Here is a 20,193-nt window from a genome sequence, read left to right on the forward strand (position 1 = left end):
TACCAAGCTCACAACAACAAAAGGTAAACTTTCACCAGAACCAAGCCAAAAGAAGGAACCACCATGCCAATCTGGGTCGACGCCGACGCCTGCCCCGTCCCAATCCGGGAAATCCTCTGCCGCGCCGCCACCCGCTGGCAAATCGACACCACCTTCATCGCCAACCACGCCATCAACCTGCCCCCGAGCCCCTACATCAAGCGACGCCAGGTCCCCCACGGTTTTGATGTCGCCGACAACGAAATCATGGACCAGATGCAGGAGGGCGACCTGGTGATCACCCAGGACATACCACTGGCCGCAGAGGCCATCGAAAAAGGGGCCGATGTCTTCAACCCGAGGGGCCAGGCCTTCACCAAAGAGAACATCCGCCAGCGCCTTGCCATGCGCAACTTCATGGAAGAAATGCGCAACGCCGGTCAGGTCACCGGCGGGCCAGCCCCGTTCAGCCAGACCGACCGCAAGGAATTCGCCGACAAACTCGACCGCTGGCTCCAAAGAAACGCCCGCAGGTGATAATGATTCTATTTTAAAACCAAGACAGATCCGCTACCCTTCCCGCCTTACTATTTGCAGGCTTACCTCTGGCCTGCCTGATACACGGGAGAGAAGCGGAGTATGTCCTCACACAGCCACAAAACCACCAGCAGTTTTGCTGCCCTGGCTCGCCTGCTCAGATACGCCCGGGGATATCGCCGGCAGATCATCGCCGCTACAACCTGCTCGATCATCAACAAACTGTTCGATATTGCCCCTGAAATCCTGATCGGCGTCGCCATTGATGTGGTCGTCAACCAGGAAGAAAGCTTTGTGGCAGGCCTGGGCTTTGAAACCGCTCAGGAACAGATCACCATTCTGGCGGTACTCACCTTCTTTATCTGGGCCGGTGAATCCCTGTTCGAATACCTGTTCCAGATCCTCTGGCGCAATCTGGCCCAGCGACTGCAATCGGATCTGCGTCAGGACGCCTACGAGCATGCCCAGCGCCTCGACATGAGCTTCTTCGAGGCCCGCAGCTCTGGTCAGCTGGTGGCCACCATGAACGACGACGTCAACCAGCTAGAGCGCTTCCTTGATGGTGGCGCCAACGCAATGATTCAGGTTCTGGTGACCGTCGTTGCCGTGGGCGCCGTCTTCTTCGTGCTCTCACCACTCATTGCGCTGCTGGCCTTCACTCCCATTCCCCTGATTATCTGGGGTGCCTTCTATTTCCAGCGCAAAGCCGGGCCGCTGTATGCGGACGTTCGGGAAAAAGTGGGCGACCTGTCCAGCCGTCTGGCGAACAACCTGGGCGGCATTGCCACCATCAAGAGTTTTACCGCCGAACAGCGGGAAGCCAAACGCCTCAAGGAGAGCAGCGAAGCGTACGTAGAGGCCAATCGCCGTGCCATCCGTATCAGCTCCGCGTTTATTCCCGTCATCCGGATGGCTATCCTCGCCGGCTTCCTCGCCACCTTTACGGTGGGCGGCATGATGGCCCTCGAAGGCAGCCTGAACGTGGGGGCCTATGGCGTGCTGGTATTCCTGACCCAGCGCCTGCTCTGGCCACTGACAGGCCTTGCCGAGGTGATTGACCTGTTCGAGCGTGCGATGGCAAGCACACGCCGGATTCTGGATCTTCTGGCCGAACCCGTGCACGTTCGTGATGAGGGCGGGAAGGCCCTCGAGGCACCGGTAAAAGGCAACGTTGAGCTGGACAAAGTAAGCTTTCACTATCCCTCCAGCGGCGCCGGTATCCGGGATATCAGCCTGACCGTGCCAGCGGGCAACACCCTTGCGCTGGTGGGCGCTACCGGCTCCGGCAAATCCACCCTGATCAAGTTGCTGCTCCGGTTCTACGACCCGAGCAACGGCGAAATCCGCATCGATGGCCAACCCATTCGGGACCTCAGCCTGAATTCCCTGCGCGGCTCGATCGGGCTTGTGAGCCAGGATGTCTATCTATTCGAGGGCACGATCCGGGAAAACCTTGCTTACGGAAATCCGGCTGCCACCGATGCCGACATCATCAATGCAGCGAAAACCGCGGAAGCCTGGTCCTTCATCGAAGCCCTGCCTGAGGGTCTGGATACGCCTGTAGGTGAACGCGGTGTTCGTCTGTCGGGAGGACAGCGGCAACGCCTCTCGCTGGCGCGGGCACTACTGAAGAACCCGCCAATACTGGTACTCGATGAAGCTACCAGCGCCGTGGACAACGAAACAGAGGCCGCCATCCAGCGGTCCCTGAAGCGCATCGGCCATAACCGTACCGTCATCATGATCGCCCATCGACTCTCCACGATCGTTGACGCGGACTCCATTGCGGTCATTGAAGGCGGCAAAGTGCTGGAACAGGGAACTCACCGGGAACTGTTGGACCAGGATGGCGCTTACGCCAATCAGTGGCGGGTCCAGACCGGCCAGATCCAGGCCGCCATTTAACGATATGAATATTGATAGTGATTCGCATTTAAATTATCCTGCAGGCCCTCAGAATTCCGGGAGCCTGCATGCCTGTTTTTTTTGACGTTTCCAATCTCGGTGTTCGTATTGGCGACACCACCATACTGCAAAACCTCAACCTCGGTTTCGTTGAGGGTGAGGTGACCGCCCTGCTCGGGCATAACGGCTCCGGCAAGTCCACCCTGCTCAAGGTGCTTGCCCGTCAGCATGTACCGTCTTCTGGCGAAGTACAGCTTCTGGGAAAATCTTTCCGGAACACAGGGGCCCGGGAGTTTGCCCGCAATGTAGGCTACCTCCCCCAGCATCCCCCGGGCACTGATGGTTTGACGGTGCGCGAGCTGGTTGCCCTGGGCCGCTATCCCTGGCGCGGCCCGCTGGGCCGCTATAACGACGAAGACCACCAACTGATTACCGGGGCTATCGACGACACCGGGCTCGGAGCCTTCCAGCATCGCTCCGTGGACACACTCTCTGGTGGTGAACGCCAGCGCGCCTGGATTGCCATGCTGCTGGCCCAGCAAACCCGATGCCTGCTTCTTGATGAACCCATATCGGCCCTGGATGTAAAACATCAGGTTGAAACCCTGCGCCTGGTACATCGTCTTGCCGAACAAAGGGACCTCACGGTTGTCGTTGTGTTGCACGATGTGGATCTTGCGGCACGATTCTGCGACCGCCTGGTGGCCCTGAAATCCGGGCAGCTTGTGGCCGATGGCAGCCCCCGTGAAATCATGGATTCCGGCATCCTGGAATCCATTTATGGCGTACCCATGGGGGTGATGGAGCGGGCGCCCGGCCAGTGGGTGTCCTATGTTCACTAGTCGTGTCCCGGGATTTCGATTCTGCTTCATACTTCTTGTGGGTTTGCTGCCAGTGTTTGCCGGCGCGGAGACATGGCAGCATGAGCAAGGCACGCTCAGCCTGGATAAAACCCCGCAACGTGTTATTGCCCTGAACTGGGCAGCGACAGAGGCGCTTTTGTTACTCGGGGTGACTCCAGTTGGCGTTGCCGATCGCGACGGCTACAGTGTCTGGGTCAAGGAACCGGAACTTCCCGAGGGCGTGGCCAACATCGGTACCCGGGTGGCGCCGAGCCTGGAAGCCATCGCCGAACTCAAGCCAGACCTGATCGTCACCAGCTCCGAAATGGCACCCGCCGCTAACCTCCTTGAACGCATTGCGCCGACCTACGTTGTCAGTGTTTACAAAAAAGGCTCCAACCCCTACGAAAAAGCCAGCGATATGCTCACCACTCTGGGCGACATGCTGGACCGAGAGGAACGCGCCGCAGCTGTTCTCAACGACATAAACCGGACTCTGCAGACTCAGCGCCGTCGTCTTGAGAATGCCAACCTCACCGAGCGGCCGGTGGCGCTGGTGAATTTCCTGGACGACCGCCACGTTCGCGTTTATGCGCCAAACGGTCTTTATCAGAGTGCCCTCGACGCCCTTGGTCTTGAAAACGCCTGGTCCCAGCCCGGTAATTATTGGGGTTTCTCGGTCGCTGGGCTTGAGGCGCTCGCGCCCTATCAGGACACCCGGATTGTTGTCATTGCTCCGACCCTGCCCGGGTTGTCCGACACCCTGGCAGACAGCCCTTTCTGGACCTATCTGCCGCCTGTTCAACGCGATCAGGTGTACCAGATCGATCCGGTCTGGCCGTTCGGAGGCGTCTTCCCAGTCAAGCGGCTGGCGACGTTACTGGCCGACAGCCTGATAGCAGGAGGTTCAGACAATGTACGCTGAATCCGCAAACAGCCCTGTCGGTCGCCCCTCCCTGCCAGCAAGGTTACCGGTGGCTGCGGCGCTGATCTGGTTTGGCGCCTTTCTCGCGAGCGCTGTACCCTGGTTTGACCAACTCAATGCCGCCGATCTGATCGCCGCCTTCTGGACGTTCGAAGCCGATGATTACGCGTCGGTACTCGCCCACTTCAGCTGGGCACCGCGGGTCGCCATGGCCGTCCTGATTGGTTGTGGCCTTGGCCTTGCGGGCGCGGTTACCCAGCAGATCCTGGGCAACCCCCTGGCCTCACCCACAACGCTGGGTGTTGAAGCCGGTGGTCAGTTCGGCATAACGGTCGCGACCCTGTTCTTCCCCGGCTTGCTGGCTCTTAGCCCGGATCTGGCGGCAGTCTCCGGTGGCTTTCTGGCCATCGGGCTGGTTATCGCACTCACCTGGCGCCTGGGCTTTTCACCAGTCACCGTGATCCTGGCCGGTCTTGTTGTCACCTTTTTCCTGGGCGCAGTAAACATGGCGTTCCTGCTGCTCAAGGGAGAGTGGCTAGGAAACCTGTTTATCTGGGGCGCCGGTTCCCTGGTCCAGAACAACTGGCAACCGTTCACGGATCTCTGGCCCCGGGTGCTGGTGCTGGGTGTATTCATGATTCTGTTGATGCGCCCGCTTCAGGTTATGCAACTGGGGCAAACCTCCGCCCGCTCTCTTGGCGCCAAGGTTGGCCTGATCCGCGTCCTGGCCCTGTTTCTGGTTGTAATGATGAGTGCCACTGTGGTGAGCCGGGTCGGCGTCGTGGCGTTTATCGGTCTTGCGGCACCGGTACTGGCGAGACTGCTGGGGGCCCGCACCCTGTCTGAACGGCTTATCTGGAGCAGTGTTCTGGGCGCGGGTCTACTGTTGCTGGCCGATACCCTCGCCCACTGGGCATCCACCTGGGGTGACGGGTCTCTGGTGCCAACCGGCACCACCACCGCCCTGATCGGCGGGCCGATCATTCTGCTGGCTCTGCAAGGCTTGAAGAATACCCATCATATGCCCGGGCAGGACGACAGCCCCGCCGGCTTCCTGCCGAAGCGACGTTCCAGCCTTGTGATCGGTGGGGCCTTAGCCATGCTCCTTCTGATCACCATCTGCATCTCCATGGCCTGGTCCCCCGGGCTGACCGAGTGGAGCTGGACTCCGATCACCCAGTGGCACGAGGCCTGGGTCTGGCGCGGCCCCAGGCTCATGGCTGCAATTCTTGCTGGCATGGCCCTCGGCCTTGCTGGAACATTGATCCAGCGCATGACAGGCAACCCCATGGCCAGCCCGGAACTGCTGGGCATCAGCGGCGGCGCGGCGGTGGTCATGGTCATGATTGTCCTGTTCGGCGCCGACGTCGGCCGGGGCGGACAGCTGGGTGCAGCCACCCTCGGCGCTGGAGCGGCTCTGGGTTTACTGATCTTGCTGGCTCGCAAGCACCGATTTGCCGGTAACCAGCTTTTACTTGGCGGGCTCGCTCTGTATGTCTTTATGGACGCTGGCCTTCGCCTGGTGATGGCTTCCGGTGGCACCGTGGCCTCGCAGCTTCTCAACTGGATGTACGGTTCCACCTGGCTGGTCTCGGAAGCCGAGGCTCTCGGCCTGTTGGCGCTCATCGTGTTGATCTCGGCCAGCCTGCTGGTGATTATCCGGCCCCTGAGCATTCTTCCCCTGGGAGAGACATCGGCCAGCTCACTGGGTTTGCCGGTGACAAAAGTGCGTCTGCTTTTACTTCTGTTGGCCGCATTACTGACTGCGTCGGCAACGGTCGTGATCGGCCCGCTGAGTTTCGTGGGCCTCATAGCTCCTCACCTCGCCCGGGTACTGGGCCAGCAGATCGTTGGACGGCAGCTCGTTGTCGCAGCCCTTGCCGGTGGCCTGTTGTTGGGAGTAGCCGACTACCTGTCACGAATTGTGGTTTACCCAAACCAGCTTCCGGCGGGGCTTCTGGCAGCCCTGGTCGGCGGCCTGTACTTCCTCTGGGGGTTGAGTCGCCATGGCAGAGCCTGACCACAACTCCGGGATCGGCCCATGGGCCCGGCTTTACAACCACCTTCTGAGCCAGTCAGAACTGAACAGGGAATTGGTCCTGAATGAGGCGCTGAGACCTGCCGAAGACGAGCGCAGCAGCGTATTGTCTTTGGCCCAGTGCCTGGAGCAACCGTCGCTACTACTTGACCAGGTTGGCACCGACTATCCGGACAACACCGGCACCCGGGCCGCACGTGCGTTGGTTTCTGTGCTGCAGCAGGATCTGGCGCTCAGCGTAATTGCGCCGCTGACCCTCAGACTGTTCCGCGATGGCCAGACGCCTTTGCCGGACGCCAAACGAATCTTCCTGGCCCCCATGGACCAACAGTCGCAAACAACGTCCCGTTGGTTTCAGATGCCAGGCGGGGAAATGGCTGGTGAGAGGACTTTCGTCCAGTCGGTAGGAGAAATAACCGCACAATGGTACCCGGTTTTCAGACGCCAGCTGGGCGTCAGCCCTGGCGCTTACTGGAGCAGCATCGGATTGGGATTGGGAGCACCTTTTTCAGCCGTGTGGAACCTGGCAGAGCCCCATGCGCTGTGCCAATTGGCGCAGGGCTGGCTGGAGCAGTTTCAGAACGATGCGAACCGGTTTATCGACTGGATTCCGGCCGTGTTCGGTGAGCAGGCCACGGCAATCCCCCAGCGCAGAGGGTGTTGCCTGAAATATCTCTTGCCGGAAGGCGGTTATTGCGGCACCTGCGGCGTGCATCGTAAGGAACGACTGGCCACACTCATGCCCCAAGAGCGGTCGACAAAGCCAGCCCAATGGCCGCAAGGCCAATAAGCACACCTGCGCCTGCCGCCAACTTCAAACCCTCAATCATTTCCTGTTCGGGTGCCATTCCCTTTTCTCCCGCTCTGAACTGAACCAACTCTATGCAACTTTAATGCGAATAATTGTTATTTGCAATGCTGGATCAATGATCCGTAATTGACCCGGCGCCCTATACATTCTCTGTCTGGGGTATGCCTCGGCGACGCCGGCTTCAACTGCTACTCTGAATGTTCTGATGACACCGTTAAAAACGGAGGCTCCAATGGGTATTCTCAAGCACCTTCTCCTGACCGGCACCCTGTTACTGGTCGCTGTCTCGAGCCAGGCAAATCAGACCTTCTCCTCAGATAGAGCGGATTTTCGCCTCGAAACCGTGGCACAGAACCTGGAACACCCCTGGAGCCTGGCATTTTTACCGGATGGCGCCATGCTGGTCACAGAACGGGAAGGTCGGCTGCGGATGATCCGGAACGGTTCGTTGGTGGAGGCGCCCATCAGTGGCGTACCGGAGCTCGTTGTATCCGGGCAGGGAGGATTGCTGGACATTATTCTGCATCCGGACTTCAAGCAGAATCAGGTGCTGTTCCTGAGCTACGCCCACAGAAACCGGGAGGGTATGACTACCCGGGTAGCTCGCGCGCGTTTAAATGGTGATCGCCTCAGCGACGTTGAAGTGATTTTTGAAGCCCTGCCTCGCTCCAACGGCGGCCGCCACTTCGCCGGCCGGATGGAATTCGACCGGGAGGGCAACCTGTACGTGGCGGTCGGCGACCGTGGCGACATGGATCGCGCTCAGGACAACGCAGACGATGCCGGAGGCGTTCACCGGATTACGACCGACGGCTCTCCTGCTCCGGGCAATCCGTTCCTCGACACCGCCGGCGTCAACGACACCTTTTACACAACCGGCAACCGAAATATCCAGGGCATGACCATCCATCCGGAAACGGGCGAGATCTGGAGCCACGAGCATGGCCCCCGGGGTGGTGACGAAATCAATATTATCCGTGCCGGAACGGACTATGGCTGGCCAACAATCACCTACGGCATCGACTACTCTGGCCTGCCCATCAGCAGTAAAACCAGCCAGGAAGGCATGGCCCAGCCACTGCATTACTGGGACCCATCCATCGCGCCCTCAGGCATGGCGTTCTATACCGGGGATCTGTTCCCGGAATGGCAGGGGGATCTGTTCGTCGGGGCGCTAAAAATGCGCAAGCTGGTTCGCCTGCGCATTCAGGACGGCAAAGTGACCGAAGAGGAAGATCTTTTGACCGATCTCGGCGAACGGATCCGCGATGTGCGCATGGGCCCGGACGGCGCTCTCTGGCTACTCACGGATTCACCAAGAGGACAGGTTTACCGGATGGTTTCGGTTCAGTGAGGGTCGTTGGTTCTTTCAGTCTTTTCGAACTGCGGGAGTTGGTCGGTTATCTCGAACCAGTCCGACTTTGAGCCAACAAAAACATGCTGGGAAGGCCCTTTTTCCAAAGGCTCGTTGATGCAACCGACTCTCAGCCTGAGGATCCCGGGAATCGCATCAACACGGCTATAGAGCTGGCTGCCACAGCGACTGCAGAATCCCCGGTACTTTCCCGGGCGTGATTCGAACTCGGTAATTCTGTCTTCCCCGGACACGAACCGGAACCGCACCTTTTGTACCGGTGCGCTGGCTGAAAACGCGCTGCCATGGGCACGCCGGCACTGGCTGCAATGGCACAGGGCAACCGGGCCGAGCGGGCCATCATACTGAAAACTAATATCGCCACACAGGCAACGACCGGTGTACATCGTCCGGGCCTCAATGCTTCGGTTCACGGGTTAATTCACGGGCGATGATACCCGCGAGCCACTTGAAGAACCAGTGTGCCGGCACCACTTTAGAAACACACGATTCGCTAAGGAGGACACTATGTCATTCAGCGCACTTCCGAAAATCGGCATGGGAACATTCCGTCTAAAAGGCAATGATGCCCGAGAGGCCGTCAAGAGTGCCCTGTCTCTGGGCTACCGTCATATCGATACCGCCCAGATGTACGAGAACGAAGCGGAAGTTGGCGATGGCATCACCTCCAGCGGCATTCCGCGCCGGGAAATTTTCCTGACCACCAAGATCTGGCATGACCAGCTGCACGCCAGCGACCTGATCAACAGCCTCCACGACAGTCTCGCAAGGCTGAAAACCGACCATGTAGATCTGGCGTTGATTCACTGGCCATCACCCGGCGACGAAGTACCGATGGAAGAATATCTCGGTGCCCTGAGAGACGCCCAACGCGAGGGTCTTGCAGAGCACATCGGCATTTCCAACTTTACCTGTGCCCAGATGGATGAGGCGAAAAAGATTCTGGGCGACACGCCCATTTTCACCAACCAGGTTGAAGTGCACCCCTTCCTGGCCAACCGCACGGTTGTGGAGCATGCGCAGAAGCTTGGTATCACCGTGACCGGCTACATGCCCCTGGCCGTTGGTAAAGTGATGGAAGATGAAACCCTGCAGCGAATCGCCCGTGAAAGAAATCTTACCCCCGCCCAAGTAGCAATCGCCTGGGTAGCCTCCAGGGGCGTTGTACCCATCCCCTCCTCCACACGTCCGGCTCACCAAAAGGCCAACCTGGAAGCTCTGGACGTTCAGTTAAGCGAGGAAGAGATCCGAGCCATTGATGCGCTCGATCGCAACGAGCGAATTGCTAATCCTGACTTCGCGCCGGCCTGGGACTGAGCCAGAAGCCGGCTCCAACCAGCAGCAGCGTAGCCAGCGGAGCGATCAGCAACCACCAGGTTTGCAGCACCCAGAACATGGCTGCGCTGAAAAGACTCCACAGCACCAGCAGCGGCAGGTAAAGCCAACGCCAGGGACCTGTTACCAGCGCAACGACCAGGGCTCCTGCCGCAGCGGTGGTGCCGGGAGCGATGCCGAACAGCGCGACCGACTGCCACTGACCGGAATCCGCCACCGCGAGGAAGGGCAATCCACAAACGGCAACCAGCCAGAGTACGACAAATTGCCTGATCGGAAGCCGGCCCTTATGGACTCCACCGCAAAACAGGGCGGCCCCGAGCAACGCCCCCTGAGCGACAAAAGCCCAACCAAACCACGTCGCCGGCCAGTTAATGGGGCCGAAATAGCCCACCAGAAACCCGTAACCACTGGTTACCCAGGCAATTGCCATCAGCCCAAGAGCCAAACGCCTTGCCGCGTCTCCCTGCCGCAGAAGCAGCGCAGGAATACCGATAGCAGCAACCACCGCCAGCAATTGCCAGGGCCAGAGATCTTGGTTGATCCGGACAAACAACCGCAGAAACACCTGCGGTCCGAACATCACGAAATCCTGCAGCGAGTAGCTCAGCCAGTCCGCGCCACTCACAGAGACCTCACATAATCCGCCATCCGCTGGCGCAGATCGTCATCCGGCAATTTGCCGTACAGCGCACCCATGTTCTCTTTCATATGCTCAACTTTGCTCGTGGCCGGAATGGCACAGGTCACGGCCGGATGGGAAATAATGTACTTGAGGAAAAACTCCGCCCAGTTATTGACGCCGGCCTCCCCGGCCCAATCCGGCAGCGGCTTTGACTGGAACCTGCGGAACAGCGAACCACCCTGGAAAGGCCGGTTAACGATCACCCCGATACCCCGTTCCCGGGCCAGTGGCAGCAACCGATCTTCAACATCCCGATCCAGAACGTTGTAGGTCAGTTGCACAAAATCCAGCGGCTCCCGCTCCATGATCTGCGCGAATTCCCGATGCCGGCGACCATGGGACGTAGTGATACCGATATACCGGACCTCACCGTTGGCTTTCATTTCCTTGAGGGTTTCAAGATGCCCCTGCCAGCCCAACAGATTGTGGACCTGCAACAGATCGAACTGATCAACACCCCAGCGCCTGCTCGAACGGGCTGCCTCCGACCGGGTTTCTGATTCGTCGCCGGTCCAGATCTTGGTGGCCGCAAAAATCCGGTCGTGGGCGTCCAGAGAATCCAGCGCCTCACCCATAACATCCGCGGCACTGCCATACATCGGCGAACCGTCCACAACGGTTCCGCCCAGATCGAAGAAGGTTTTGAGGACTCTGGTGCGCTGCGCGACCAGTTGCTCGTCACCACCAACGTTAAAGGTAATCCAGGTGCCCATGCCGATCGCCGGGATGCTTTCGTTCGCTCCCGGGATCCGGCGGGTAATCGGAGATGAAGTGGGAATTCCCGATGCATTTGCAAACAACATCGGGGACTTGAGAGCAATTCCCGCAAGGCCGGAAGTGATAAGAAACTTCCTTCGAGTAATCCAATTCGCCATATCAGCTCTCCCACTGACATAAATTTCAGTGCGAATAGCACAAAGCGCAAACAGCCCGGGTGGGTCATCCCTTCGCCAGACCGTGGAGGGCCATGGATGGCCCGACCGAGCCTACATGGAAGTATTTACGGCGTGTCTGGAGAAGGGATGACCCACCCGGGCGACAGCTACATGGCTGACAGTCTTACCAACACATCAGTTCCCGTAATGAGCATCGAGATATTTCAGAATACGGGCAGACTCGAACAGGCCTTCCCCGGTGTTGGGATCCTCCAGGTAAGGCACCTGAACCCGCTTGTGCACCTGGAAAAACGCATCCCGCTTGCCACCGGGAATCGGCGTATAGGGCCCCGGCTTGATACGCTGCTTCGCCGGCCCGATCTCACTCCAGTGCTCCTTGCCCAGGTTGTGCAAGGTATAGGGAATTTCCAGCTCACAAAGCCGTTCCCGCACCAAACGCGAGAACGGACTGCCCTCGAAACTCCACAGGTGTAATGGCTGCTCCGGACGCTTGCCGGGGCTGACCCTCAGCCCCCGCATGGCACTGGTCACCGAAGCCACAGAACCCAGAACCGGCTGCCACACCCGGCCGCGATAGTAGGATGGCACCGGCCGGTCCGCGTATTGCCTGAACAGGTACTCGATGATTTCCTCGGATTCGTGCATGACCGTGCCGGTGTTCTGGTCCGCCAGTAATGGGAACTGTTGCTTGCCTCCCAATGCCTCCGCCTGGGCCCGGAAAACCGAACCACCCTGCGGACATGGCCGGATTTCCACATCGAGATTCAGGGCCGTCAGGGCCTCACGAACCCGCCGGCAGTAGGGACAGCCCTCCATGTCGTAGAGCACAATGGGCTTTTCCGGCTGCGGGACGTTTTTAACCACCAGGCAACCGCGCCAGGCAGTGAGGGACGACGTGGCGACCGAACCCAGTATGTGGACGTTATGAGACAGCATATTCGACATAAACAAACCTTCTGTTGGAGACCGCGCCATTATCACGCAATCTGACGATTTTCCATTGGCTCCCGGGTACCCATGATGTGATCAAACCAGGGTTTGGTCACACACCAGTTGGCATTGGGGTTCGGCCCCATATGGTGATCATAGTGCCAGGGCAGATTCTCCCGCGCCCAATCCGGATCCAGATGTGAGCGCTTATGTACCCGGTAGTAATTCCAGGCGCTGTAGTAGAGCGTGCCAACAAAGAATGGAGCTAAAGGCAGTAGCGGAGTGACTGCTACTGCCCCGGCAACCAGGGCAGCCACTTCCTTGGTCTGGGCGTTCCAGGTCAAGGGCGGATGACGGTAATCGTGATCAAGAAAGCCGTTCCGGCGCACATTGCGATGATGATCGTGCCAATGAAACGACCAGAAACTCTCCCGGTTTCGGCCCAGTTCATGAAGAACGTGTTTATGGAATACCCATTCCACGGCATTGGCGGTCAAAAGACCCAATGGAATACCAATCATGGTGCCCTCCTTTTGTTGTTTTCGGAACACTTGGTTACACACTCCCTAGGAAACGCCCTTTTGGATGCGGATTCCATGACTGAACCGCCGAAAAAAGCACCCATAAATCTGAACGCAAGGTCATTGACAACCCGGGGGTTAATTTTTGTCCACCTAACCCCATGATTCGCAAGGGCACTTACATCGCGTCACAAAACTTCAATACAAACAACGACACTACTGCCATTTTTTAACGTCATGTAGAGCTTTTCTGCATAGTACAAACCGCCAGGATGGGCTATTGTGGAAGTATAAGAACTCATTGGATGGTGACCATGGTAATCCCGGGTATGCGACGCTCTGGCTCTTTGAGAGCCGAAAAACTGTGTCCTCGATTCAGACGCCCCATGCTGGCACCCCTTGTGGCTCTCTCTGTGATCGCGGCTGCTCCTCTTGCCTTTGCCGAGAGCGACGCCACCGGTTTCTCCGGGAATCGCCTCTGGACCAATGAGCTGAAAGATTACGCGGCTCAGTCCCTGCAGAATGAAGATGCCATGAGTATGGCGGCCATTCCGCTGAATGGCCCCGGCATCAACCAGTACATCAATGCTGATGCCCTGATGAGCCCCGGCTCCATCATGAAGCTGGTAACCACCTTTGCAGCACTGGAGGTACTCGGCCCCAATCACCACTGGGATACCGATTTCCTGACCGATGGAGTGATGGCGGGCGACACTCTTGAAGGTAATCTCTACGTCCGCTTTGGCGGCGACCCCAAGCTCACCATCGAACGACTCTGGACAACGCTGAGCGAGCTGCGCAGCATGGGGATTAACAAAATCGAGGGCGACCTGGTTCTTGATGGCAGTTACTTTGAAGTCGATGGTGGTTTTCCTGCGTTTGAAGACAACGGCGACAACCCCCACGCGCCATTTCTGGTAGAACCTTCTGCCTACCTGACGAACCTGAACCTGATGCACTTCCAGGTGCGAGCCGATGAGCGCGGCACCCAGGCATGGAGCACACCGTCTCTGGGCGAAGTCGTCATCGATAACCGAGTAGTGGCCACTGCCGAGGGCCCCTGCCCGTCCCGAAGAAACTTCGAATGGGAACCCATTATTCATGAAGACCATCGGGTGACTGTTCGGGTTACCGGTGAGCTGCCCCAGGGCTGCCGGAGCACCACCTACCTGTCGCTGCTGCCCCATGAGCAGTACAGCGCCTCGTTGATCCGTTCTTTGCTGGCCGACCTGGGAGTAGTTATTTCAGGCGGAGACCTCGATGGCGTCACTCCAGAAGACGCACGGCTGGTCATGAAAACCACCTCGCCGGATCTGGTCACTATGGTGAGGGATATCAACAAGTGGAGCAGCAACGTGATGGCGCGCCAGCTGCTGCTTACCATTGGCGCCGAGAACCGCCTGGAAGATGAGAACGACGACCGGGTTGCCGGCATTCGGGTGATCTATGAATGGCTCGAAGACAAAGGCATCAACACCGCAGGTATGGTCATCGACAACGGTGCCGGCCTCACCCGGCACGGTCGCATTACCGCCCGCCAAGGCGCACAGATTCTCGAGCATGCCTGGAACAGCGCATACTCGGCTGACCTCATGGCTTCAATGCCAATCATCGCGATGGATGGAACCATGGCACGCCGCCTGCGCAATACCGGCATGGACGGCGAAGGTCGCATCAAGACCGGCTATCTGGAAAACGTGAGATCGATCGCCGGGTTCACCCGGGATTCAAACAACACCACCTGGGCAGTGGTGGGAATGGTCAACAACGATCCCGCCTGGAATGGCCAGGCCGTGCTCGACCGAATTCTGTATTCGCTGCATTTCCGGCCGCCAACAGGGACGGCTATTTCGCATGCCGATTCCGGCACTTCTGAGACCAGCATTCAATAAAAAGCCCCGGCCGTAGCCGGGGCTCATTCAAAGCTTTAACGAAATACTTTACTGGGGCTCTCCTACGAAGTCATCGAACAGAATAAGCCCCAACGCTTGCAGCGCCGGATCTGCATTATCAGGATCCGCATCCCGCGCAACCACCGTGTAGACGCCACCTGCATTCAGCTCAACACCTTCTGCGGTGATCGCCGGTGTGCCTGTGCCGGTTGGCGCGATGTAGACGTTATAGGTGCCATCCGCGATCGGCAGGTAATCTGTTACCCCTTTGAAGGGCACGTCTGCCAGAGCCGGATCAGCGTTACCGATACCGTCCTGAGTGCCCGGCACCAGATAGACGTCGACATTGCCGGCAGCAGTAGACGCGTGAACAATTCTCAAAGAGGCCTGGGTCGCGATGCTGCGAGCAGTATCCTCTGCGACGAGCGCTTCGATGTTTTCCAACTGTCCGACCGCAAGAACGCTGTAGCCCTGGCCGTTGACGAGTGGCAGTGTTTCGTCAATGACAACCTGGCCACCGCTGAGACCGGTTCCAGCGGCAGCAACCCGAACTCGGGTATCGCCCGCCGGCAAAGCAGCATAACCATCGAGGAAGGCGAACGGAGAAACACCGCCGAACGGAATGTCAGAGAGGGCCGCCGGACCTGTTTCGCCAACAAAAACATCAACGTTGGGTGCGTTGGAAGAGGCATGCACAACGCGCACGCCAGCGTCCTGGCCTGCATCGAAAATTTCGGCAACATTACTGCCGTTCAGCACGACCAAGCTGATAGGGCTTGCATCTCCATTGGCGCCAGTATTGTCAACGGCGCCGACCAGAAGATCAGAACCTGCTGGCAAGCCGATTTGGCCACTATCAAAGACAACAGTATCGGAGCCTGCAGGGGTAACCCGAATCTGATAGTCGTTTGAGGCAGGAAGCTCCAACGGGCCTACACTCTCCTTGAAGGAGAAGCTGAAGGTAGCTTCGGCGGGAAGCGGGTCGCCTGAAGCCGTGACATAAACATCGACAGGACCAGCGGCGGCGGTCTGGGCCTCAGGCGACAGATGGACAACTCTCAAACGCGCACTATCGGCATCTTCACGGGCGCCATCATCGGTCAGAATCAGCGGCTCAATGGTCTCGTCACCTACTTTTCCGACTGCAATCACGTCATAGCTGGTATCGGAACGCAGCGAAACCCCATCGGCAGAAATCACTGTCACCGTTTCGCCGCCCGGCAGCAATCCATCGACAGCGATATCAGCGAGACCGGCACTCGGCGCCAGAACCGCGGCCTGCTTGTAATCCGCTCCCGGAACGACGACATCACCATTCACAAGAACATTAACCGCAGGTGCATCCGAAGACGCATGCAGGATTCGGACACTGGTGGTTGCCGGATCATCGTCGTCATCCAGCCAACACCCGGACAGCGCGACACTGCCCGCCAAAACCATCGGTAAAGCGTATTTTGTCTTCATTTTTCACACTCCCCACTTTTGAAGTTGTTTACCAGGATTTGAGTGGTTCGAACCTGCACATTTTCCGTCCATGAATCGTGCGTCACTGCATTTACGGGGAGTCAGAAAGAACGGATTTGCAACTTTTAACATTTAAGCTTACAGATGTACGCAATCAATCAAACCTGCGCATGGTGAACTCAGTCATCTTCCCGGCAAGCGGCGCGATGAAGGTCACGAGCGGAAAAGCAACGGCCCAGGCAACGAGAAAAGCGGGCCCCCACCGGTAGTGGAATTCACCGTCGATGCCCGTGTTGATGAAGGTGATCACCCCGGACATCAGCAGCGACATAATTCCGGACATGTAAAAACCGAAAATCATCTGGCGTAGACGTGAAAGTCTCATTTTGCTCATGACTTCTCCTGAACAATGCTCCAAGGATCCCCGGAACAGCATCTGAAAGGGGTGATATGACGTACACTGTTGTAACTCAAACCTAAAATGATAGTGAGCTTGCAATCTTTTTTCGATAAGCCTTTTTACCAAGACAGGTGGGCCATGGATACTGCCAAACACGGGGCACCCGGCTTTTCCAAACCGTTTGTCCTAATTCTGGTACTGGCGTTTGCTCTGGTTGCCTGCAGTTCAACCAAGCTCGCTTATCGATACGCGGACTGGGGCATCGTGTGGTGGGTAGAAGACTACGTGACACTGACGGCCGACCAGAAACAGCAGCTAAACAACGATATCGAGCAACTGCGCCAATGGCATTGCAGTGCCGAGTTGCCCCGCTACCAGGCATGGCTGGATGAGCTTGAGTCGGACGTAGCCAGTAGCCCGCCCGATCAGGCCACTGTCGAGTACCACCAGCAACAGCTTTTCGGTTTCTTCCCCAGTCTTTTGGAGCGGGCAACACCGGTGGCGGCAAATCTGCTTTCAAGTCTGAGCGACGAGCAGGTCAACGAGTTGGCGGAAAACATGGCTCAGAGTCAGCGGGAAATGGAAGAGGAGTTTCTGGCCGATTCCCCGGAAGCGACTGCCGAGGCCCGGGCCGAAAGGACAGCAGAGCGGGTTGAGCGTTGGTTGGGGAATCTGAACAACAAGCAGCGCGACATCGTGCGGCAATGGTCTGCCAACCGGGGCGCCCAGACTGAAATCTGGCTGCAGGGCCGAAGGAACTGGCAATTGGCCTTACTTGAGGCACTTGAAAGAAGAAACGAGCCGACGTTTGGGGCAGAACTGGAATACCTGATTCTCAATTCCGAGGAAGTGCGGGGCGAGGATTACAAAGCCATGATGGCAGAAAGTCGGGCGGCCATGGCCTCGCTGATGCATGACATGATAACGGCAGGTGACGCTGCAACGCTTGCCCACCTTCAGAACCGGGCGGTAGAGCTCAACAGTGACTTTGCAGCGCTTACCTGCTCACCAGCCTGAGCATTCAGGTTGATCGAAACGAGGTCAGATGAAAGCAATCATCCGACCCCGCCTCAACCTCAGATAAGCTTCAGACTGTCAGGTAACCACCATCCGCATTAATGCAGGCGCCCGTGGTATAGCTCGAAGCATCAGACACCAGATAAAGCACGGTACCGGCCATCTCGCTTGGATCAGCCACACGCTTCATCGGGATATGCGCCATGGCCTGCTTCTTGATCGCCTCATTGGTAGTGAGGGCGCTGGCGAACTTGGTATCGGTCAGCCCTGGCAATAGCGCATTCACGCGAATCTTCTGCTGCCCCAGCTCCATGGCAAACGATTTGGTCATGGAGATCACAGCGGCCTTGGTGACCGAGTAAATTCCCTGGTAGTGCCCCGGATTAACCCCGTTCACGGAAGCAACATTCACGATGGAACCGCCACCGGCTTTCTTCATCATCTGGGCGCCCCGGGCACACATGAAGAAATAGCCCCGGATATTCACATCCACGGTTTTGTTGAAGGCACCCAGATCGGTATCTTCAACCGGCCCAAAGTAGGGATTGGCGGCAGCGTTGTTTACCAGAATGTCCAGTTTGCCGTGGGTCTGCTCAATGTGGGCCCAGATGCTGTCGATCTGATCCATCTCACCGATGTGGCAGGCGTAGGCTTCGGCGCTGCCGCCGGCATCCCGGATGCTGCTGGCAACGGCTTCGCAACCATCAATCTTGCGACTGCTGACGATCACGTGCGCGCCGTACTCGGCCAGGGTCCGGGCAATGCTCTCGCCGATGCCACGGCTGGCGCCGGTAATCAGGGCAACCTTGCCAGTCAGATCAAACAGGTTCTTGCTGCTCATTCGTTCACCTCGATTCACTATCGGAATGTCACCAGGGCGGGGTCATCCGCTTCCAGGTGGCTGTAGTTATTAAAAACGGCCAGGCTGCGCCGGGGGCCGGAATAAAGGACCCTCGAAACACTGGTATTCGCGATCACCTCATTCAGGCCAAGTGCCCGGGCATCGTCCAGGCCAAGCAAATGCTGCGCAATCACTGAGATCGGTCCGCCCGAGGTGGCCACCAGTACGTCACCCCCATCGGCGTACTCGACCATGTCCTCGAACGCAGCGAGAACCCGGGCCTTGAATTCGGGCCAGCTTTCCTCGTACTCATGGTCATGCTCACCCGAGGCCCAACGATGTACCGCATGCACGAAGGCCTCCTGGAAGGCTTTGGCCGGTTTCGGGAACGCCTTGAGATCCCGAGCCATCACTGCACGGTCACTCCACTCCGGGCGGTATCGTGCAACCACCGTCGCGTGGTCGAACTCGTTAAAGCCCGGGGCCACCTGCATATCCGGCAGTGCGCTGCCGTAGCCGGTGGCGATGGCTTCCACCGTTTCCCGGTGGCGTTCCAGATCGCCTCCGAAAATCGCTGCGGGTTCCACTTTGCCAGCCAGCCAGCGGCCAAGCACCCTGCCCTGCTCCCAGCCGGTGGAAGACAGCTGGTCGTAGTTCTCCTTGCCGAAACTGGCCTGGCCGTGGCGAACCAGATAAATCGTCGCCATTACAGGGTGCTCTCCGCAATCAGTCGCTGGCAGCGCTTCTCAAGGTAATTGGCTGCATGACCAAAGGCCGCGAACCGCTTGTCTTTGGTCTGGCCATGATAGAACCGGTAATAGATCTGCTGGATAATCACCGCAAGCCGGAACAAGCCGTAGATCTCATAGAAGTCGAAGTTGTCGACCTTGAAGCCGGACTGCTCCATGTAATACTCCACCACTTCCTTGCGGGTGAGCATGCCCGGGCGATGGGTCGGCTGCCGGCGCAGCATCTGGAACGGGCCTTCGTCGTCGGCCTCGATCCAGTAGGCCAGGCTATTACCCAGATCCATCAGCGGATCACCGATGGTGGCCATCTCCCAGTCCAGCACGCCGATCACCTCGAAAGGGTTGTCCGGATTCAGCACCACGTTGTCGAAGCGGAAATCGTTGTGGATCACCACCTGGGCAATGTCTTCGGGCATCTTGTCGTTGAGCCAGCCCATGACCTGCTCAAAGTCGCCCACATCGTCGGTGCGGGCCTTGCGGAAGCGGTCACTCCAGCCGCCAATCTGGCGTTGCACATAACCCTCGCCTTTGCCCAGCTTGTCCAGGCCTGCGGCTTTGGCATCAACCCGGTGAAGATCCACCAGCTTGTCGATCACATTCAGGCAAAGCTTGCGGGTATCGGCTTCACTGAGCTCGAAATCCTTCGGAAAGTCCTGGCGCAGGATAATGCCCTTCAACCGCTCCATCACGTAGAAATCGCAACCCAGCACGTCGTGATCATCGCAGATGGCAATGACGTTGGGCACGTAGGGATAGACCGGCTTGAGCGCCCGCATAACCTTCGCCTCGCGCAGCATGTCGTGGGCGGACTTGGCGATCTTGCCAAACGGCGGCCGGCGCAGAACATAAGAGCGATCACCGTAATCCACCTGGTAGGTCAGATTGGAGGCGCCACCCGGGTATTGACGAATCTCCGGCTCGCCTTGCAGGTCCGGAATCGCCGCTTTCATGAACCGGTCTACCGCGCCGGCGTCCAGTTCCTCACCTTCCCGGATGTCCACGGCCTGGTCGATCTGGGTCATTCAGGACTCTCCTTTTGAATCTTCACTTT

Annotated in this window: 20 protein-coding genes; 10 read left to right on the forward strand and 10 right to left on the reverse strand. The window is 58.2% G+C overall.

The window, feature by feature from the left end; genetic code table 11:
* Positions 1–63: 63 nt before the first annotated feature.
* The 7 genes from GJU83_RS12925 (at position 64) to GJU83_RS12955 (ending at position 8,391) form a co-directional block, all read left to right on the forward strand.
* On the forward strand, positions 64–516 hold the full coding sequence (locus GJU83_RS12925; RefSeq protein ID WP_069184176.1) for a YaiI/YqxD family protein: 453 nt from the start codon (positions 64–66) through the stop codon (positions 514–516).
* Between the two features lie 102 nt (positions 517–618).
* A complete protein-coding gene (locus tag GJU83_RS12930) occupies positions 619–2,421 on the forward strand; it encodes an ABC transporter ATP-binding protein (protein ID WP_153634511.1) in 1,803 nt (600 codons plus the stop codon).
* Between the two features lie 68 nt (positions 2,422–2,489).
* A complete protein-coding gene (locus GJU83_RS12935) occupies positions 2,490–3,263 on the forward strand; it encodes an ABC transporter ATP-binding protein (RefSeq protein WP_153634512.1) in 774 nt (257 codons plus the stop codon).
* Complete coding sequence (locus tag GJU83_RS12940; protein WP_153634513.1) at positions 3,253–4,188, forward strand: ABC transporter substrate-binding protein; 936 nt, start codon at positions 3,253–3,255, stop codon at positions 4,186–4,188. The genes GJU83_RS12935 and GJU83_RS12940 overlap by 11 nt, the downstream gene beginning before the upstream one ends.
* Positions 4,178–6,208: a Fe(3+)-hydroxamate ABC transporter permease FhuB gene (gene fhuB / locus GJU83_RS12945; RefSeq protein ID WP_153634514.1), complete on the forward strand. Its 2,031-nt coding sequence runs from the start codon at positions 4,178–4,180 to the stop codon at positions 6,206–6,208. The genes GJU83_RS12940 and fhuB overlap by 11 nt, the downstream gene beginning before the upstream one ends.
* A complete protein-coding gene (locus GJU83_RS12950) occupies positions 6,195–7,016 on the forward strand; it encodes a (2Fe-2S)-binding protein (protein WP_153634515.1) in 822 nt (273 codons plus the stop codon). Before fhuB ends, GJU83_RS12950 begins: the two co-directional genes overlap by 14 nt.
* Before the next feature lie 253 nt (positions 7,017–7,269).
* Positions 7,270–8,391 (forward strand): PQQ-dependent sugar dehydrogenase, encoded by a 1,122-nt coding sequence (locus tag GJU83_RS12955; RefSeq protein WP_153634516.1) that lies wholly within the window; start codon positions 7,270–7,272, stop codon positions 8,389–8,391.
* Here the strand turns inward: GJU83_RS12955 and GJU83_RS12960 are convergent.
* Positions 8,385–8,798, reverse strand: coding sequence for a GFA family protein (locus tag GJU83_RS12960; protein ID WP_069184169.1), 414 nt, complete (start codon positions 8,796–8,798; stop codon positions 8,385–8,387). The genes GJU83_RS12955 and GJU83_RS12960 overlap by 7 nt on opposite strands.
* A gap of 121 nt (positions 8,799–8,919) precedes the next feature.
* Between GJU83_RS12960 and dkgB the strand changes: the two genes are divergently transcribed.
* On the forward strand, positions 8,920–9,729 hold the full coding sequence (gene dkgB, locus GJU83_RS12965; protein ID WP_153634517.1) for a 2,5-didehydrogluconate reductase DkgB: 810 nt from the start codon (positions 8,920–8,922) through the stop codon (positions 9,727–9,729).
* Here dkgB and GJU83_RS12970 read toward each other — a convergent pair.
* From GJU83_RS12970 to GJU83_RS12985, 4 genes are all read right to left on the reverse strand, one after another.
* A complete protein-coding gene (locus GJU83_RS12970) occupies positions 9,698–10,330 on the reverse strand; it encodes a DUF6064 family protein (RefSeq protein WP_217352250.1) in 633 nt (210 codons plus the stop codon). The two genes, dkgB and GJU83_RS12970, sit on opposite strands and share 32 nt — an antisense overlap.
* A 41-nt stretch (positions 10,331–10,371) precedes the next feature.
* Entirely contained in the window at positions 10,372–11,307 is a 936-nt protein-coding gene (locus GJU83_RS12975; RefSeq protein ID WP_153634519.1) for an aldo/keto reductase, read from the reverse strand.
* Positions 11,308–11,502: 195 nt separating this feature from the next.
* Positions 11,503–12,273 (reverse strand): glutathione S-transferase N-terminal domain-containing protein, encoded by a 771-nt coding sequence (locus tag GJU83_RS12980; RefSeq protein ID WP_153634520.1) that lies wholly within the window; start codon positions 12,271–12,273, stop codon positions 11,503–11,505.
* Between the two features lie 32 nt (positions 12,274–12,305).
* The gene (locus tag GJU83_RS12985; RefSeq protein WP_153634521.1) at positions 12,306–12,779 is read right to left on the reverse strand and encodes a sterol desaturase family protein; all 474 of its coding nucleotides are present in this window, start codon (positions 12,777–12,779) and stop codon (positions 12,306–12,308) included.
* Between the two features lie 386 nt (positions 12,780–13,165).
* On the opposite strand from GJU83_RS12985, the gene dacB reads away from it, so the two are divergent.
* Positions 13,166–14,671, forward strand: coding sequence for a D-alanyl-D-alanine carboxypeptidase/D-alanyl-D-alanine endopeptidase (dacB, locus tag GJU83_RS12990; RefSeq protein ID WP_153634522.1), 1,506 nt, complete (start codon positions 13,166–13,168; stop codon positions 14,669–14,671).
* A gap of 48 nt (positions 14,672–14,719) precedes the next feature.
* On the opposite strand, the gene GJU83_RS12995 is transcribed toward dacB, so the two are convergent.
* Both GJU83_RS12995 and GJU83_RS13000 read right to left on the reverse strand, forming a co-directional pair.
* The gene (locus GJU83_RS12995; protein ID WP_069184163.1) at positions 14,720–16,135 is read right to left on the reverse strand and encodes a DUF4397 domain-containing protein; all 1,416 of its coding nucleotides are present in this window, start codon (positions 16,133–16,135) and stop codon (positions 14,720–14,722) included.
* Positions 16,136–16,289: 154 nt separating this feature from the next.
* On the reverse strand, positions 16,290–16,529 hold the full coding sequence (locus GJU83_RS13000; protein WP_069184162.1) for a DUF2798 domain-containing protein: 240 nt from the start codon (positions 16,527–16,529) through the stop codon (positions 16,290–16,292).
* Between the two features lie 144 nt (positions 16,530–16,673).
* On the opposite strand from GJU83_RS13000, the gene GJU83_RS13005 reads away from it, so the two are divergent.
* On the forward strand, positions 16,674–17,552 hold the full coding sequence (locus tag GJU83_RS13005) for a DUF6279 family lipoprotein (protein WP_069184161.1): 879 nt from the start codon (positions 16,674–16,676) through the stop codon (positions 17,550–17,552).
* Between the two features lie 70 nt (positions 17,553–17,622).
* On the opposite strand, the gene GJU83_RS13010 is transcribed toward GJU83_RS13005, so the two are convergent.
* From GJU83_RS13010 to GJU83_RS13020, 3 genes are read right to left on the reverse strand one after another with little or no spacing between them, the layout of a single operon-like run.
* Positions 17,623–18,393 carry an SDR family oxidoreductase gene (locus GJU83_RS13010; protein ID WP_069184160.1) on the reverse strand — a complete coding sequence of 257 codons (771 nt, stop codon included), beginning with the start codon at positions 18,391–18,393 and terminating at the stop codon, positions 17,623–17,625.
* 17 nt (positions 18,394–18,410) lie between these two features.
* Complete coding sequence (locus GJU83_RS13015) at positions 18,411–19,100, reverse strand: histidine phosphatase family protein (protein ID WP_069184159.1); 690 nt, start codon at positions 19,098–19,100, stop codon at positions 18,411–18,413.
* The gene (locus tag GJU83_RS13020; protein WP_069184158.1) at positions 19,100–20,164 is read right to left on the reverse strand and encodes a phosphotransferase family protein; all 1,065 of its coding nucleotides are present in this window, start codon (positions 20,162–20,164) and stop codon (positions 19,100–19,102) included. Before GJU83_RS13020 ends, GJU83_RS13015 begins: the two co-directional genes overlap by 1 nt.
* Positions 20,165–20,193 lie beyond the last annotated feature (29 nt).

The organism is Marinobacter salsuginis (genome assembly GCF_009617755.1).
Classification (GTDB): Bacteria; Pseudomonadota; Gammaproteobacteria; order Pseudomonadales; family Oleiphilaceae; genus Marinobacter; species Marinobacter salsuginis.